Below are 16,047 nucleotides of genomic sequence, written 5' to 3' on the forward strand. Positions count from 1 at the left end.
CCGGCTTTGGGCACAAGTTACAGGTGAAGCGATGAGTCGGGCGCTAAAGTTTTTTGCGGTACCCCTTTGTGGAGGCATTGGGTTTGGGCTGGTCAATTCGGCCATGAATAATTTTGAATTTTTGGCGTTTGGTCGATTTTTATTTTTCGGCAGTGTGCTATCGATTGTTTTCGGTATACCTGCTCTGTGGCTGGTTGAGAGGTTTTTTTATAATTTCAGATTGAAGTATTTGCTTGCTGGTTTGTTGTGCGGCTTGTTGTTTTGTAGCGTTTTCAAAAGCCACACTCTATCTGACTTGATTGAGTACGGGCTGAGCGGGTTGCTTTCAGGGCTCTTGTTCACGTTGCTGGTTGGGTTGGCACCGTACCTGCCTGCAGAAAATGAAAAGGTTCGCGCGCATAAGATTCTGGCTCTTCCAGTTTCTGGTGGGTTAGTGCTCGGAGGAGTAATGACTGTCCTGGTGAAGGAACCAAACCTTTTCCAGACATTCTGGATATTTTTCCTGATAGGCGGTTTCTTGAGCGTGATGTTTGGGTGGCCTTTGCTTTTGCTGCTGGAACGCTTTTTTGTCAGTCGGTGGCGTTATGTGATCGGTGGCGCGGCATGTGGCGTTTTTATATGGTTTTTCCTGGGAACGTCGTCGTTTGATATTGATTGGGACGAGAGTCGGTATCTGGAATTTTGGGTGGTCAATGCAGCGCGAGGTCTGCCGTTGTGTTTCTTGATCGGCGTGACTGCAGGTGCGGTGTATACATTGATTGTTTATGCTTTTGAAAAGTTAAGCCTTACCCGAAAATAAATACTGATCACGGAAAAGCCGGGTAGTTAAGAACTGGGATTACGTAAAGACATTTGTAACGGGGCGTGCGGGCTGGTGAGAAACCGAGGAAGTGCTGTCCATCAGGCAAGCTATAGTTTCCTGGCCCACGACGATCCCATCCGCAGAAGGTGCTCTGTCATGTCCCGACTTGTTCCGCTCAACACCTGGTTGGTCGCCAGTGCACTCGTGCTTGGTCTGCAACTACCCGCCCAGGCCCAGGAGCGCTTCACCCTGACCACTCCCGGGGCGCCGGACAATGCGCTGTTCAGCCAGGCCAATGCCAGCGATGCCAACGATTGCGGCGGGCAAAATGTTTCTCCGGTGCTGAGCTGGAGCGATGGGAACAAGGGCACCGCCAGCTACGCCATTGTCATGCACGACCCGGATGGGCAAAAAGGCCTGGGGGTCGATCACTGGGTGCATTACGGCATCGCCGCCACCACTCGCGTTATCGCCTCCGGAGCGAGTGACCAATCGACTCTCGAAGGGCTCGGTGGGACCAACAGCAAAAATACCACCACCTATGCCGGTCCCTGCCCGCCGGTCGGCGACAGCGCTCATCACTATGTGATCCAGATCTACGCCCTCGATCTCGCTCCGGATGCGTTGCCTGGCGGCCTGACCCGTGCGCAGCTTATGGAGAAGATCAAAGGCCATGTGCTGCGCAACAGCAGCGTGGTGCGGCGTTACCAGCGCTGAAAAATATTCTTCGGGACTTAACCCGAATCGCCAGAGCTGTCCGTCTCAGAGGATGAATGGATCATTTCCTCCCGAGGTCAGCCAGATGTCACTTCCTCTGCATTTTCTTCGCCCGGCCGCACAGGGTTTCGCCGCCGGGTTGCTGCTGGCGATTGCCGGCTGTGGCGTGTCATCCAAACCCGACACCGCCGCCCCTCCGCCGCCGGCACAAGGTGCGCTGCACAGCGAGATGAAATCCTCGGTGCACAGCGAGGCGCGGATGGCCGATGCGACGCTGGCCAAGCGCAGCCTGGGAGCGATGCCCGCGCCTGCCACGATGTACGCGCCAATAGCGGCCGGTGAAGCCTCTGCGCCGGGTTATCGGGATGAGCAACGCGAGCAGTATCAGGCTCTGGCGGATAACCCGATCCAGAGCGTTGCCCAAGCGCCAGTATCGACCTTCAGTGTCGACGTCGACACCGGCAGCTATGCCAACGTGCGGCGCTTGCTCAATCAGGGCCGCCTGCCGCCGGAAGGCGCGGTGCGCCTGGAGGAAATGGTCAATTACTTCCCCTACGATTACGCCCTGCCCAGCGACGGCACGCCATTTGGCGTGACCACAGAGTTGGCGCCTACACCATGGAATCCACACACCCGTCTGCTACGCATTGGCATCAAGGCTTCGGATCGCGCAGTGGCTGAACTGGCGCCAGCGAATCTGGTGTTTCTGGTGGACGTGTCCGGTTCCATGGATCGCCGCGAAGGCTTGCCGCTGGTCAAAAGCACGCTGAAGCTGTTGGTCGACCAATTGCGCGAGCAGGATCGGGTGTCGTTGGTGGTGTATGCCGGTGAATCACGGGTGGTCCTGGAGCCGACCTCCGGGCGCGACAAGGCGAAGATCCGCACGGCCATTGAGCAGTTGACCGCAGGTGGCTCGACCGCCGGTGCCTCGGGTATCGAGTTGGCGTACCAGATGGCTCAGCAGGGCTTTATTGCCAAAGGCATCAATCGCATCCTGCTGGCCACCGATGGCGACTTCAACGTAGGCGTCAGCGATTTCGACAGCCTCAAGCAAATGGCTGTGGATAAACGTAAAACCGGCGTTTCCCTGACCACCCTGGGGTTCGGTGTGGACAACTACAATGAACACCTCATGGAGCAACTGGCAGATGCCGGCGATGGTAACTACGCCTACATCGACAACCTGCGGGAGGCGCGCAAGGTGCTGGTCGATCAACTTGGCTCGACCCTCGCGGTGGTGGCGAAAAACGTCAAGCTGCAACTGGAGTTCAACCCTGCGCAGGTCAGTGAATACCGGCTGCTCGGCTACGAGAATCGCGCGTTGAAACGCGAGGATTTCAGCAACGATAAGGTCGATGCGGGCGAGATTGGTGCCGGGCATACGGTCACCGCGCTGTACGAAATCGTACCAAAAGGCGAAAAGGGTTGGCTGGAGCCGTTGCGCTACACCAGTGGGCAAGCCGCCCAACAAGATGGAAAAACCAATGAACTGGCGATGCTACGAGTGCGCTATCAACTGCCGGAGGGTAGTGCCAGCCGCTTGATCGAACGGCCGATCGTTCAGGGCGAGCAGTCCGGCAAGTTGGCACAGGCCAGCGACGATCTGCGCTTTGCTGCGGCAGTGGCGGCGTTTTCCCAGCAGCTTAAGGATGGGCGCTACACCGGCTCCTTTGGCTTGAGCGACACCGTGGCACTTGCCCGTGGCGCACGGGGCGATGATCGATTTGGCCTGCGTGGCGAGTTCGTGCAATTGGTCGAGTTGGCGCAAAGCCTGCAAACCCCGGCAGCAACGGTCAGTCAGCGGCCGAGTGCAGCAGACAACAGTCGCGTCGAATAACGCCACAGTGAGCAGAGCCAAGGAGTCCCTTACTGATATGTCTGCCGCGAATGCATCATCCACCGACTCCGCCGGCAGCGATGAAACGCTGCTGGCGCGCTATCGCACCGGCGATGCGGTGGCCTTCGAAGTTTTGTATGAGCGTCATCGGCAAGGCTTGTACCGTTTCCTCCTTGGCTTGAGCGGCAAGACCGAACTGGCCGAAGAGGTTTACCAGGAAACCTGGCTGAGCCTGATCCGCAGCACCAGCCAGCCACAAGGGCGGGCGAATTTTCGTACCTGGCTCTATCAGATCGCCCGCAACCGGCTGATCGACCACTGGCGCAAACAGGGAATCCACAATCCCCTGCACGACAGCTACGACGAACAGGCCCACGCACTGATCGATGACGCTGCCGGACCGGAGCAGCTGCTGACCCTGAGTCGTGACAGCCTGCGTCTGGAAGCGGCACTACAGGAGTTGCCCGCCGATCAGCGCGAAGTTTTCCTGTTGCGGGTCCACGGCGACCTCGAGCTGCCACAGATCGCAACCCTGACCGAGACGCCGCTGGAAACGGTGAAAAGCCGTTTCCGTTATGCACAGCAAAAACTGCGTCGGCTGCTGGCCGAGGAGGTACTCACATGACTGACGCCCGACAGCCGCCGGATTCAGCGCAAGACGATCTAATCCAACATTTTCGTCAACAAGCAACGGGTGAACCACCGGCCAGACTGGATTCGCTGATCCTCGCCGCCGCTCGTCGCGAAACTCCCGCGCCATCGCCAAGCTTTTGGCAGCGTTGGCTACAGGCCTGCCAGAAACCCCGCTGGCAAGTGGCTTTCGCCAGCCTGGTGGGCGTCGCGCTGATGCTGGCGTTGGTGCAGCGTTCGCCGGAACAACAACCCAAGTATGACTTTGCCCCCGAACCAAAACTGTCCGCGCCGAGCAGCGCCAAACGGCAGGCTGCGCCCGGGTCGGCTGAACTTGCCGAATCAATGCCGCAACCCATCCAGGGCGGCGCCCCTGCTGGCGCCTTGTCAGCTCCCTCCCCAGCGGCTCCAGCGGCCAGTTTCGCTATGCCAGCGCAAACCGAGTCGTTTAGTGCTGAATCCCAGGCAAAAGCCAGTGAATCTATGGCGGATGAGGCGAAGGCCAAGGTCAGCAAGCGTGCCGCAGCGCCCTCCAGAACCCTGGATGAGGAACTGCGAGAGGTCCTGCGCCTGCGCGGCCTTGGTCAGGAAAAAGCCGCGGACGCCCAGCTAGAGGCGTTGCACAAGCGTTTCCCGAAGAACGACCTCACGGCTCGACTCAAGGAATTGCAGGACCAGTGAGGTCAATGACGGTCAGCAGGTTGGCGTCGATAATTGAAAGGGCGCACTATTGAACCAATTGCTGATGCGTTGGAGAGTAGCCGTGACGCAACGAATCGACCGCATTGCCCTGCTCAAGAATTGTCCGGTCATGGGCGAGGAAATACGCCGGGCAATCACTGAAAGCCGCAAAGATCCGCTCCCGACGTCGGAAGAGGATGATGATCTTGAGGAATTGGATGTGACAAGTGAGCCAATCGAAGCACCTGCGGGTGGCAAGTCCAAAAAAAGATCTTGAATCAACGCCCACAAAAAAGCCCCAGGCCATAAAACCTGGGGCTTTTTCGTTTGTAGCTGGCCCAGGCGTCGTTTGAACTGGAGGCTGTGAGGCCCGGTTTGTATGGATGTCAGTGGCGGTGTTTCGGTTAGGCATACCCGTGGGCGCAAAGTGGTGTCACCACGTGACCATGGGCAAATCGCTAAACAGCCCGTAATTATTGCTTCCTTATGTATTTCTGCTTCCTTGTCTGTACAGATAAGGAAGAGTTATTACATAAGTAACGTTTAGAAAATGCTTGTTTATCTGTACAGAAAAACTAAGCTAAATCCATAAGGAATAGCCATTTTTTGCTTTGATATCTGGAAAAAACCATGTCTAGAAGCATTGCGAACCCTGCACAGAAACCGTTGCTTGATGCCTTCCTCTCAACACTTCAGGAAGCCACGGGCGTTTCTGTTGAGCAAATCCAATATGAGGTTTCAATCGGTGACAGCGCAGTCGACGTCGTCGTTGATCTCGCCACCCCCGATGGCAGGTGGACCGTACCTATAGAGTTAATTCGTGAGGGCTACCCGCGGGACGTCAGGAAGGCTGTGTGGTCCCTGGACGGCTTTCGGGGCCGAAATGAAGGCTCAGAATTCATAGTCCCAATGGTCGTTGCAGAACGCTTAAGCGAAGGGGCTCGCCGAGAGCTGAAGATCCGCAACATCGGATACTACGACTCCAGCGGTTCGCTTTACCTTCGCCAGGACCGGTGGTTGGTCAATATTGAGCGCCCCCATGCGGCGACTACCAAGCAGCGCTCGGTAGCACTGTTCACAGGATCACGCGAGAAGGTTGTGCACGCGCTCCTTCAGACTAGGGGAGAGTGGTTCACCGGTGATGAACTTGCTGTTAGCTCCGAAACGTCAGCCTTTACCGTTTCTGGCGTACTGCACGAACTGGAACGGCGTGAATGGCTAGTTGAATCAGAAGGACGTGGTCGAAACCAACGCAGAAAACTTACCAAACCTGGTGATCTTCTCGACGCGTGGGCAGAGGCTTGGAAAAAGAAGAAGCAGCCGCGTAGCCACTGGTATTTGTTCTGCTCAAACCCACAAGAACTGATGACCAAAATCGCGTGGAAAGCCAGAGACGCCAAGGTCGAAGCTAGTTGGGCGTTTACTGGATCAACCGCAGCCAACTTTGTGTCACCGCTGCTGACCGGTGTTGAGATAGCCGAAATCGGTGTCTCGCCTGAGCTGCTGATGAGCTTCCCAAGTTCTATTGGGTTAAAGCCTGCTGAAAAGGGCTACAACGTAGTGCTAATCGAACGCTCTGGCGCGGGCCTGTTGTTCCGGAGCGAGCATAAAGGTGCATGGTTTTCCAGCCATTTCATTCAGTACCTTGATCTACTGGACGGGCGCGGGCGAAACGCCGAACTAGCTGCACAATTCCGACGGGACATTTTGGAGATTTAACGATGGCGCTGGCACCTAAGCCGAAGACAGCAGACGGCTACTCTGCAAACCATACTGAGGTATGCGAACGGGTTCTTGTGACACTGCTGAGCGCTTTCGGGACACTTAAGGACACACTGAGATTAGTTGGTGGGCTCGTCCCTCGGTATCTGACTCCAGAGGCCTCCCCGGATGTCCCTGCTCACTTCGGCACCTCTGATGTCGACGTGGTACTAAATCTTCAAGTAATTGCCGAGGGCGAGGGCTACGCGTCACTTGCTGACCAGCTCACCGCTCGCGGCTTTCGTCGCTTCGTTGATGACAAGCAACGTGAGTCAGCCTGGCGGTGGCAGCGGCAGGTCTCAGAGCACGCTTACGTTCTTGTCGAATTCCTCCGCGGCGCGGAAGACGCACAACCAGGTGCCAACATTCCAATTGATGGGGAAGCAGTCTCCGCACTCGCTATCCCTCACGCCGAAATAACGCACAATTGGTATTGCGAGAAGCAGATAACAGCAGAGCTGCTGGACAATCGAGGCGTCGCGGTCGAAGTCATCCGCTTTGCTGACGTAGTGGCATTCATCATTCTCAAGGCCCTTGCATTTGACCACCGCAACGACCCAAAAGATGCGGCAGACCTGATCCACGTGATGCGCTACGCAGGTTCAGCTCAAGACGTTGCATCACTGTTCTTGAATCGAATACAGGGTGCCGAACACCCCGAGGCAGTCGACGCCGGACTTAATGCGTTGCAACGCAAATTTGCCGAAGGTAATGGTGATGTAGATGGGTACTTGCTCACTGGGCCAGTACTGTTCGGCCAGTTTGTGCACGGCAATGCAGAGGAAGCCTCCGACGACCGGATACGAGACCAGCGCTTCGCCGCAGGCTTGGTCACTGAGGTGTTGGGTCTGATACAACGAGGCTTGGCTGACTAGGTCATCCGCGTTAGCCGAGAACGCTAATTTTCCCTCAGAATTCCTATAAACACGGGGACTTTGCTGGGGATTTTCTGAGTGAAACTGTCACGGTGAGGGGAAGATTCGTAAGCAAAGGGATCGGATGTCAACGTGTCTAGTCCTGAAACAGGTGTAAACCTTATTCAGGACGAGACAACGCCCACAAAAAAGCCCCAGGCCATAAGACCTGGGGCTTTTTCGTTTGTAGCTGGTGCACCAGGCGGGATTCGAACCCACGACCACTGCCTTCGGAGGGCAGTACTCTATCCAGCTGAGCTACTGGTGCAATGCGGGCGCCATGATACTCATAAGCATAGCGGGCGTCCATGCTGCTGAATCGCCTGATGTTTTGCGACGCTAAACGGCCGTTTAGTACGTTGATCAGAAAATTTCAGCAAAAGCGCCATTTTTGTTCTTTTTTTCGAACAGCCTATTGTCCTTTACCCCCTTTGATCCTAGGATTCGTTTGAGATTTCAAACGCTCTTGTCTGGGTGCTGAACCGCACGAGTTACTTTATGTGCGTTATTTATGTGCTTCAGCCGGTGAATGAATTTCCTGACGGCAGCCCTTGAGGCGCCTTTCTACAATTAATAATTCGCTCCGCGCCTGCGCGGTGCTGTTAAGGAAAAGCCCACATGCAGCTCAAAGACACCCAATTGTTCCGCCAGCAAGCCTATATCGATGGCGCTTGGGTCGATGCGGACAATGGTCAGACGATCAAGGTCAACAACCCGGCAACAGGCGAAATTCTGGGCACTGTGCCGAAAATGGGCGCTGCCGAAACCCGTCGCGCTATTGAAGCTGCTGACAAAGCCCTGCCGGCCTGGCGCTCACTGACCGCCAAAGAGCGTGCAAACAAGCTGCGTCGCTGGTTCGAACTGTTGATTGAAAACCAGGACGACCTCGGCCGCCTGATGACCCTCGAGCAAGGCAAGCCATTGGCTGAAGCCAAGGGCGAAATTGTTTATGCCGCTTCCTTTATCGAGTGGTTCGCCGAAGAAGCCAAGCGCATCTACGGTGACGTGATTCCTGGCCACCAGCCGGACAAGCGCCTGATCGTGCTCAAGCAGCCGATCGGTGTGACCGCCGCTATCACCCCGTGGAACTTCCCGGCCGCGATGATCACCCGTAAAGCCGGCCCGGCTCTGGCCGCCGGTTGCACCATGGTGATCAAGCCTGCTTCGCAAACCCCGTTCTCGGCCCTGGCGCTGGTTGAGCTGGCACACCGTGCCGGTATCCCGAAAGGCGTGCTGAGCGTAGTCACCGGCAGCGCCGGTGACATTGGCGGCGAGCTGACCAGCAACCCGATCGTGCGCAAACTGTCCTTCACTGGCTCGACCGAAATCGGTCGTCAACTGATGGCTGAATGCGCCAAGGACATCAAGAAGGTTTCCCTGGAGCTGGGCGGCAACGCTCCGTTCATCGTGTTCGACGATGCCGATCTGGATAAGGCTGTCGAAGGCGCGATCATCTCCAAGTACCGCAACAACGGCCAGACCTGCGTCTGCGCCAACCGTCTGTACATTCAGGAATCGGTCTACGACGCGTTTGCCGAGAAGCTGAAAGTGGCTGTGGCCAAGTTGAAAATCGGTAACGGTCTGGAAGACGGCACCACCACCGGCCCACTGATCGACGAAAAAGCCGTGGCCAAGGTTCAGGAGCACATTGCTGACGCCCTGAGCAAAGGAGCGACCCTGTTGGCGGGTGGCAAGAGCATGGAAGGCAACTTCTTCGAGCCGACCATTCTGACCAACGTGCCAAACAATGCCGCAGTGGCCAAGGAAGAAACCTTCGGCCCATTGGCGCCACTGTTCCGCTTCAAAGACGAAGCCGATGTGATCGCGATGGCAAACGACACCGAGTTCGGTCTGGCTTCCTACTTCTATGCTCGCGACCTGGGTCGTGTGTTCCGTGTGGCGGAAGCCCTGGAATACGGCATGGTCGGCGTCAACACCGGGTTGATCTCCAACGAAGTCGCGCCATTCGGCGGCATCAAGGCCTCGGGCCTGGGCCGTGAAGGTTCCAAATACGGCATCGAAGATTACCTGGAAATCAAATACCTCTGCCTGGGCATCTGAGTCCGGCAAGGCATTGCTTGAATCGGAAAGGGCACGAGAGCGCTGTCCCTTTCCGAGCTTCACACGGAATTTTCTCTGTGGCCGGGAAAGCTGTGGCAGTCGATCATCGCATGCTGCCGTAGTTGCCTCCCCGCCGCATTTTCCTTGAACCACGCCGCCCGATGAGCGGTGAATGAGGACACTATGAGCAAGACTAACGCTTCTTTGATGAAACGCCGCGAAGCCGCTGTACCACGCGGTGTTGGCCAGATTCACCCGATCTTCGCCGAGTCGGCGAAAAACGCCACGGTTATCGACGTTGAAGGTCGCGAGTTCATCGACTTCGCCGGCGGTATCGCCGTGCTGAACACCGGTCACCTGCACCCGAAAATCATCGCGGCGGTGACTGCGCAGCTGAACAAGCTGACTCACACCTGCTTCCAGGTGCTGGCTTACGAACCTTATGTAGAACTGTGCGAAAAAGTGAACGCCAAGGTTCCTGGTGACTTTGCCAAGAAAACCCTGCTGGTCACTACCGGTTCCGAAGCCGTAGAAAACGCCGTGAAAATCGCCCGTGCCGCCACTGGCCGTGCGGGCGTGATCGCCTTCACCGGCGCTTACCACGGTCGCACCATGATGACCCTGGGCCTGACCGGTAAAGTCGTACCTTATTCGGCCGGCATGGGCCTGATGCCAGGCGGCATCTTCCGTGCGCTGTACCCGAATGAACTGCATGGCGTGAGCATCGACGATTCGATCGCCAGCATCGAGCGTATCTTCAAGAACGACGCCGAGCCGCGTGACATCGCTGCAATCATCATCGAGCCAGTTCAGGGCGAAGGTGGTTTCTATGTCGCGCCGAAAGAGTTCATGAAACGTCTGCGTGCCCTGTGCGACCAGCACGGCATTCTGTTGATCGCTGACGAAGTGCAAACCGGCGCTGGCCGTACTGGCACCTTCTTCGCCATGGAGCAGATGGGCGTTGCAGCCGACCTGACCACCTTCGCCAAATCCATCGCTGGCGGTTTCCCGCTGGCCGGTGTGTGCGGCAAGGCCGAATACATGGACGCCATCGCTCCAGGCGGCCTGGGCGGCACCTACGCCGGTAGCCCGGTTGCTTGCGCAGCTGCGCTGGCAGTGATGGAAGTGTTCGAAGAAGAGCACCTGCTGGATCGCTGCAAGGCAGTCGGCGAGCGCCTGGTGACTGGCCTGAAAGCCATTCAAGCCAAGTACCCGGTAATCGGCGAAGTCCGTGCCCTGGGCGCGATGATCGCTGTCGAGCTGTTTGAAAACGGCGACAGCCACAAGCCGAACGCCGCTGCTGTGGCGCAGGTTGTGGCCAAGGCTCGCGACAAGGGTCTGATCCTGCTGTCGTGCGGTACTTATGGCAACGTGCTGCGGGTCCTGGTACCGCTGACTTCGCCGGACGAGCAACTGGACAAAGGCCTGGCAATCATCGAAGAGTGTTTCTCCGAGCTCTGATTGCTGGCTGATAGAAAAAAACCCGCTTCGGCGGGTTTTTTTATGGGTTTGTCGGTAGATCCTGGATGGCGCGCTTGCTGGATCTGGATCAGGAACGCTGCTATTGCGCCGGCATGCTGCATCGCCTGGGGGATCTGGCGTTGTTGCGTTGCTTGCAGGAATGGAAGCAGGCGGGCGGCGAGCTGGATGATCAGGAAGAGATCGGCAACGCGTTGGTCGAATTCGGTGCCGCCTACGGTTCGGCCCTGCGTACACGCTGGCGTTTGCCGCTGGAGTTGCGTGAGCTGATCGCGGCGGTCTATCAGCTCGGTGGCGGGGTTTACTGCCGTGAAGCGTTAGTGATGAACATCGCCGCACAACTGGCGCGCCTGAGGCCTTCAGAAGGCGTTGAGGAAATTGCCAAAAGCAAGACCGCGCGCCTGCTCAAGATCGGCTTGCCGGAGCTTATGCGGTTGCGCAAAGGCTAGGTTGAAAATCATACCTGTGGTGATGGGTTCAGACTTCACCCCAAAACAACCCGGTTTTTGCCCTGACGCTTGGCCTCATACATCGCGGCGTCGGCGCGAGCGAACAGGCTGTCCAGGCTTTGGTCTTTGGCGGTGAGGCTGGTCAAGCCCTGGCTCACAGTGATACCGAAGGTCTGGCCATCATGGTTGAAGCTCAGTTTCTGAATTTCCCGTTGCAGACGTTCCGCCACTTGCATGGCCATGTCGGGCGCGCAGCCGGGGAAGATCGCTGCGAACTCCTCACCACCAATGCGCCCGAACAAATCGCCGCGACGCAAGGTTGCGCGACCACTTTCGGCGATGCGCTGCAGCACCAGATCACCTTCCGGGTGGCCGTAGGTGTCGTTGACCACCTTGAAATCATCTATATCCAGCAACAGAAAGGCCAACGGCGAACCTTCCAGTCGAGCCTTTTCGAATTCGCGATTGGCGCATTCGAAAAAGTGTCGACGATTGCTGCTCTGTGTCAGGACGTCAGTGGTGGCCAGGCGTTGCAGTTCGGCTTCGAGCTGTTTCTTTTCGGTGATGTCTTCGGCAAAGCCGACCACGATCACCGGCTGTCCAGGCTCGGCCTGGCGATTGATGAAGCATTTATCGCTGATCCAGCGAATCTGGCCGTCAGCCGCGATGATGCGGTATTCGCGATCTTCGACGGCGCCTTTGCGCAAGACCTCGGCCAGGCTGCGTTCGGCGTACTCGAGGTCGTCCGGGTAAATGCTGTTGCGCCACTCGTTGTAGTCGGCCAACAGCAGGCCCGCGGAGCGGCCGAAGATTCGCTCATAGGCCGGGCTGACATACAGCACTTTTCGAGCTTCCCAGTCGAAAGCCCAAAGTACCGCGTTGACGCTCACCAGCAAGGAACTGAACAGTTGTTCACGCTCGCTCAGGCGCGCGACTTCGCCTTGGGCATGCATCAAGGCAAGCAGCGTTTGCGCAGCGTCGGGCCACGGTTGTGAGGATGGAGTGTGTAGATCTTTAGGGATCATCGGCACAAATCTCGAGGGACGTGCCGCTCAAGGTTCAAAAGCGGCCACAGCAAAGCCCGCCTGGATGGCGAATTGCTCCTTGAGATAGGGGATTTGCAGCTAAGTTCCCGTTTTTGTGGGGATGAAGCTTGCTTCCGCTGGGCGGTCAAGCCGCCCCAAACCCTGCGACTGCGTTTTGTCAGTTAAAACGCATCGCCAGGTTTACGGCGGCTATGGTCGAGCGCGACCCCGGCGCCAACAGAGGCAAGCCCCCTCGTCCCTCACCATGGGGTCAGGTGGTGGCAGGGCGCAGCGAGTAAGTTTTCAGCTGGTGGGCGAAGTCGCGCAGCGATTGAATACCGCTGGCCTCGGCTTCGTTAACCCACTCCTTGATCGCCGCCAGCATGTCATGACCGTTGGTGCTGGTCTTGACCCAGATCTGCTGCAATGCGAGACGTTTTTCGTAAATGACCTTCAACGCCTGACTGTGCTCGAGCATGGTCTGGATACGCAGGTGGTGCTTGTCATCCAGCAGGCTGGTTTCCCGCGAGAGCAGACGCTTGGCCCTGTGGAACTGGTGGCGGACCGAGTGATCGACCTTTTCCAGCTCCTGCTTGACCAGCGGAGCGATGACCAATTTGCGGTACTGGGCCATGATCTGGAAGCGGTTGTTGAGAATCGCCATGGCGGTATCCATGTCCAGACTGCCCTTGCCTTCGACCCGGTGGGCGATCGGCGCGACCCGCTGGACCTTGGCCAGACGCAGGAAGCTGAAGACCTTGATCCATGCCCAACCGAGATCGAACTCCCACTTCTTCACCGACAGTTTGGCCGAGTTAGGGTAGGTGTGATGGTTGTTGTGCAGTTCTTCGCCACCGACCAGGATGCCCCAGGGCACCAGATTGGTCGCCGCGTCGCGGCATTCGAAGTTGCGGTAGCCGACGGCATGGCCCAGGCCGTTGATGACACCGGCGGCCCAGAACGGAATCCACATCATCTGGATCGCCCAGATGGTGATGCCGATGGTGCCGAACAGCAGCAGGTCGATCACGCCCATGATCGCTATACCCAACAGCGGGAAACGAGTGTAGAGGTTGCGTTCGATCCAGTCGTCCGGGCAGTTCTTGCCGTAGATGCGCAGGGTCTCGGGGTTTTCCGCTTCGGCGCGGTACAGCTCGGCACCCTTGCGCAAAACCGTGGAAAGGCCTTTGATCACCGGGCTGTGCGGATCATCGACGGTTTCGCATTTGGCGTGATGCTTGCGGTGGATAGCGGTCCACTCGCGGGTGTTCTGCGCCGTGGTCAGCCACAGCCAGAAGCGGAAGAAATGTTTCAGGCCGGCATTGAGCTCCAGGGAGCGATGGGCTGAATAGCGGTGTAGATAGACTGTGACGCCGACAATGGTCACATGGGTCATCAACAGGGTGACTGCCACCAGTTGCCAGGGCGACAAGTCGAGAAAACCGTTGTACCACATAGGTTGTATGGCCCTCGAAAAAATGAAAACAGCGAACGCATTATCACTCAGCCCACAGATAAAAACAGTCGCCCTTTCAGATAAGAGTGTATGGATGTTACTTATCTTATAATCCGTACTTTTTGCGAGGACATTGATCGCCTTATGACGGCTTCTTATCAAGATGCGATGCGTGCAGCGTTGCTCTACCTGCTGCTGTCAGTTTTCTGGCTGCAACTCAGTGGACATTTATTGAGCAGTTTCCTCGATGAGTCGATCGATCTGGTCCACTGGCAACTGATCAACGGTTATGTCTGGGCCCTGTTCAGTGCCGGTCTGATCTTCATCGCTCGTGCACGATTGCTGAGGTTTCTCGGTCTCGGCACAACGTTACGCCACCATAGTGAGGACCGTGAGCGGTTGCGTCAGGCCGCGGCGGTGTTCGATTGCACCCGCGAAGGAGTGCTGGTCAGCGACCGTCATGGGCTGATCGTCCATGTGAACCGTGCATTCATGGAAATTACCGGCTATCAGCGTGAAGAAGTGCTCGGTCGCCAGCCGAGCATGTTCAAGTCCGGCCATCATCCATCGACCTTCTATGCAGCGATGTTTGAGTCGCTGGAAAACACCGGCGAGTGGAGCGGTGAGATCTGGAACCGGCGAAAGTGTGGTGAGATCTACCCCCAGTGGCAGACCATCCGGGTCATAAAGGATGACCAGGGTGAACTCAGTCAGTATGTCGCGGTATTTTCCGACATCAGCGCGATCAAGGATTCGCAGCACGAACTGGCCCATCTGGCGCACCACGATCCGCTGACCGACTTGCCCAATCGCTTGCTCTTCACCGACCGGGCCGAGCAGGCGCTGGCCTCGGCGCAGATTCACAAGCGTGGCTGCGCCTTGCTGCTGATCGATCTGGATCACTTCAAGATCATCAACGATAGCCTCGGCCACAACGTCGGCGATCAGCTGCTCAAGGCGGTGGCCGAGCGGCTGCGAGGGATGTTCGGCACCGGGGTCACTTTGGCGCGACTGGGTGGCGACGAGTTTGCCGTACTGGCCGAAAGTTGCCCGCAATTGATGCAAGCGGCAGCGCTGGCTCAGCGGATCATCGACGGGCTGAAGGAGCCGTTCAAGTTCGACGGGCACCAGCTCTTCATCAACGCCAGCATCGGCATCAGTCTGTTCCCCAGCGATGCGTTGAGTGCCGAGCAACTACTGCGCAATGCTGATTCGGCGCTGTTCAAGGCCAAAAGTGCCGGGCGTGAAGGGTATGCCCTGTACACCGAAGAACTCACTGCTCACGCTCAGCACCGGGTAGAAATCGCCAATGAGTTGCGGCGCGCCCTGGAGCAGCAGGAGCTGCGGGTGTACTACCAGCCGGTGCATGAATTGCGAACCAGTCGGTTGATCGGCGTCGAGGCGCTGGTGCGCTGGGAGCACCCCGAGCGTGGCCTGGTGGCGCCGGCGGAGTTCATTCCGATTGCCGAGCGCACCGGATTGATTGCCGAGATTGATGCCTGGGTGATGCAGCAAGCCTGTCAGCAGATGTGCCAATGGTTGAAGGCCGGAGTGGCGCTGTCGTTCGTCGCGGTGAATGTTTCCAGTCGCCTGTTCGCCCGTCGTGAGCTTTATCAGCAGGTTGCCCAGGTGTTGCACGACACAGGCCTGGATCCGGCTTTTTTGGAGTTGGAAGTCACCGAAAGTGCGGTGATGGAAGACCCCGAAGTAGCGCTGGAGCAAATGCACCGGTTGCGCGAACTGGGTTTGCGCCTGGCCATTGATGACTTTGGCACGGGTTATTCATCGCTGCTGCGGCTCAAGCGGCTGCCGGTGCAGAAACTCAAGATCGATCAGGGTTTCGTCGCCGGATTGCCTTGGGATGACGACGATGCAGCCATTGTTCGGGTAATTATCGCTCTGGCGCAAAGCATGGGCATGCAAGTGCATGCTGAAGGCATCGAGCAGATCGAGCAGGCGGGTTTCCTGCTCGAGCATGGCTGCGACCTGGGCCAGGGTTACTGGTTTGGGCGGCCAGTGCCGGCAGAGCAACTGGACTGGGCGAGAGCGCCGGTGATTCGGTAAAGCCTGAAGCCCGAGTGTCGTCCAAAAAGATCGCAATCTGCGGCAGCTCCTACGGGATTTGCGTTCATTCAGGGTGAACGCGGAGCCTTCGTAGGAGCTGGCGAAGCCTGCGATCTTTTGATCTTGCCACCCCCAATCCCCACGCAAACCCCCGTCCCAGCAAATAATTCA

13 protein-coding genes, 1 tRNA gene and 1 pseudogene are annotated in these 16,047 nt (G+C 57.4%); 12 read left to right on the forward strand and 3 right to left on the reverse strand.

Going from position 1 to position 16,047, the window contains the following annotated elements; translation table 11 throughout:
• Positions 1-103: 103 nt before the first annotated feature.
• The 8 genes from ACA064_RS00750 (at position 104) to ACA064_RS00785 (ending at position 7,303) form a co-directional block, all read left to right on the forward strand.
• Positions 104-799, forward strand: a complete 696-nt coding sequence (locus ACA064_RS00750; protein ID WP_497671679.1) for a hypothetical protein — start codon at positions 104-106, stop codon at positions 797-799.
• A 159-nt stretch (positions 800-958) separates the two neighbouring features.
• Positions 959-1,519, forward strand: a complete 561-nt coding sequence (locus ACA064_RS00755) for a YbhB/YbcL family Raf kinase inhibitor-like protein (protein WP_497671680.1) — start codon at positions 959-961, stop codon at positions 1,517-1,519.
• 85 nt (positions 1,520-1,604) lie between these two features.
• Positions 1,605-3,356 (forward strand): vWA domain-containing protein, encoded by a 1,752-nt coding sequence (locus tag ACA064_RS00760; protein ID WP_497671681.1) that lies wholly within the window; start codon positions 1,605-1,607, stop codon positions 3,354-3,356.
• 37 nt (positions 3,357-3,393) lie between these two features.
• A complete protein-coding gene (locus tag ACA064_RS00765) occupies positions 3,394-3,981 on the forward strand; it encodes an RNA polymerase sigma factor (RefSeq protein WP_497671682.1) in 588 nt (195 codons plus the stop codon).
• Complete coding sequence (locus ACA064_RS00770; protein ID WP_497671683.1) at positions 3,978-4,667, forward strand: hypothetical protein; 690 nt, start codon at positions 3,978-3,980, stop codon at positions 4,665-4,667. The genes ACA064_RS00765 and ACA064_RS00770 overlap by 4 nt, the downstream gene beginning before the upstream one ends.
• An 82-nt stretch (positions 4,668-4,749) precedes the next feature.
• Positions 4,750-4,944, forward strand: coding sequence for a hypothetical protein (locus ACA064_RS00775; protein ID WP_497671684.1), 195 nt, complete (start codon positions 4,750-4,752; stop codon positions 4,942-4,944).
• Positions 4,945-5,297: 353 nt separating this feature from the next.
• Positions 5,298-6,386 (forward strand): type IV toxin-antitoxin system AbiEi family antitoxin, encoded by a 1,089-nt coding sequence (locus ACA064_RS00780; RefSeq protein ID WP_497671685.1) that lies wholly within the window; start codon positions 5,298-5,300, stop codon positions 6,384-6,386.
• Between the two features lie 2 nt (positions 6,387-6,388).
• Positions 6,389-7,303: a hypothetical protein gene (locus ACA064_RS00785; RefSeq protein ID WP_497671686.1), complete on the forward strand. Its 915-nt coding sequence runs from the start codon at positions 6,389-6,391 to the stop codon at positions 7,301-7,303.
• 230 nt (positions 7,304-7,533) lie between these two features.
• Here the strand turns inward: ACA064_RS00785 and ACA064_RS00790 are convergent.
• Positions 7,534-7,610, reverse strand: a tRNA-Arg gene (locus ACA064_RS00790).
• 350 nt (positions 7,611-7,960) lie between these two features.
• Here ACA064_RS00790 and gabD point away from each other — a divergent pair.
• From gabD to ACA064_RS00805, 3 genes and pseudogenes are all read left to right on the forward strand, one after another.
• The gene (gene gabD, locus ACA064_RS00795) at positions 7,961-9,403 is read left to right on the forward strand and encodes an NADP-dependent succinate-semialdehyde dehydrogenase (RefSeq protein WP_497671687.1); all 1,443 of its coding nucleotides are present in this window, start codon (positions 7,961-7,963) and stop codon (positions 9,401-9,403) included.
• A gap of 183 nt (positions 9,404-9,586) precedes the next feature.
• Positions 9,587-10,864 (forward strand): 4-aminobutyrate--2-oxoglutarate transaminase, encoded by a 1,278-nt coding sequence (gene gabT, locus ACA064_RS00800; RefSeq protein ID WP_497671688.1) that lies wholly within the window; start codon positions 9,587-9,589, stop codon positions 10,862-10,864.
• A gap of 65 nt (positions 10,865-10,929) precedes the next feature.
• Positions 10,930-11,331, forward strand: a pseudogene (locus ACA064_RS00805) (HDOD domain-containing protein); the annotation flags it as partial.
• Between the two features lie 35 nt (positions 11,332-11,366).
• Here the strand turns inward: ACA064_RS00805 and ACA064_RS00810 are convergent.
• A complete protein-coding gene (locus ACA064_RS00810; RefSeq protein ID WP_497671689.1) occupies positions 11,367-12,356 on the reverse strand; it encodes a GGDEF domain-containing protein in 990 nt (329 codons plus the stop codon).
• A gap of 271 nt (positions 12,357-12,627) precedes the next feature.
• The gene (gene desA, locus ACA064_RS00815) at positions 12,628-13,812 is read right to left on the reverse strand and encodes a delta-9 fatty acid desaturase DesA (RefSeq protein ID WP_497671690.1); all 1,185 of its coding nucleotides are present in this window, start codon (positions 13,810-13,812) and stop codon (positions 12,628-12,630) included.
• A 144-nt stretch (positions 13,813-13,956) separates the two neighbouring features.
• On the opposite strand from desA, the gene dibA reads away from it, so the two are divergent.
• Complete coding sequence (gene dibA / locus ACA064_RS00820) at positions 13,957-15,876, forward strand: phosphodiesterase DibA (protein ID WP_497671691.1); 1,920 nt, start codon at positions 13,957-13,959, stop codon at positions 15,874-15,876.
• Positions 15,877-16,047: the final 171 nt, after the last annotated feature.

This window comes from Pseudomonas sp. LBUM1658 (assembly GCF_059716055.1).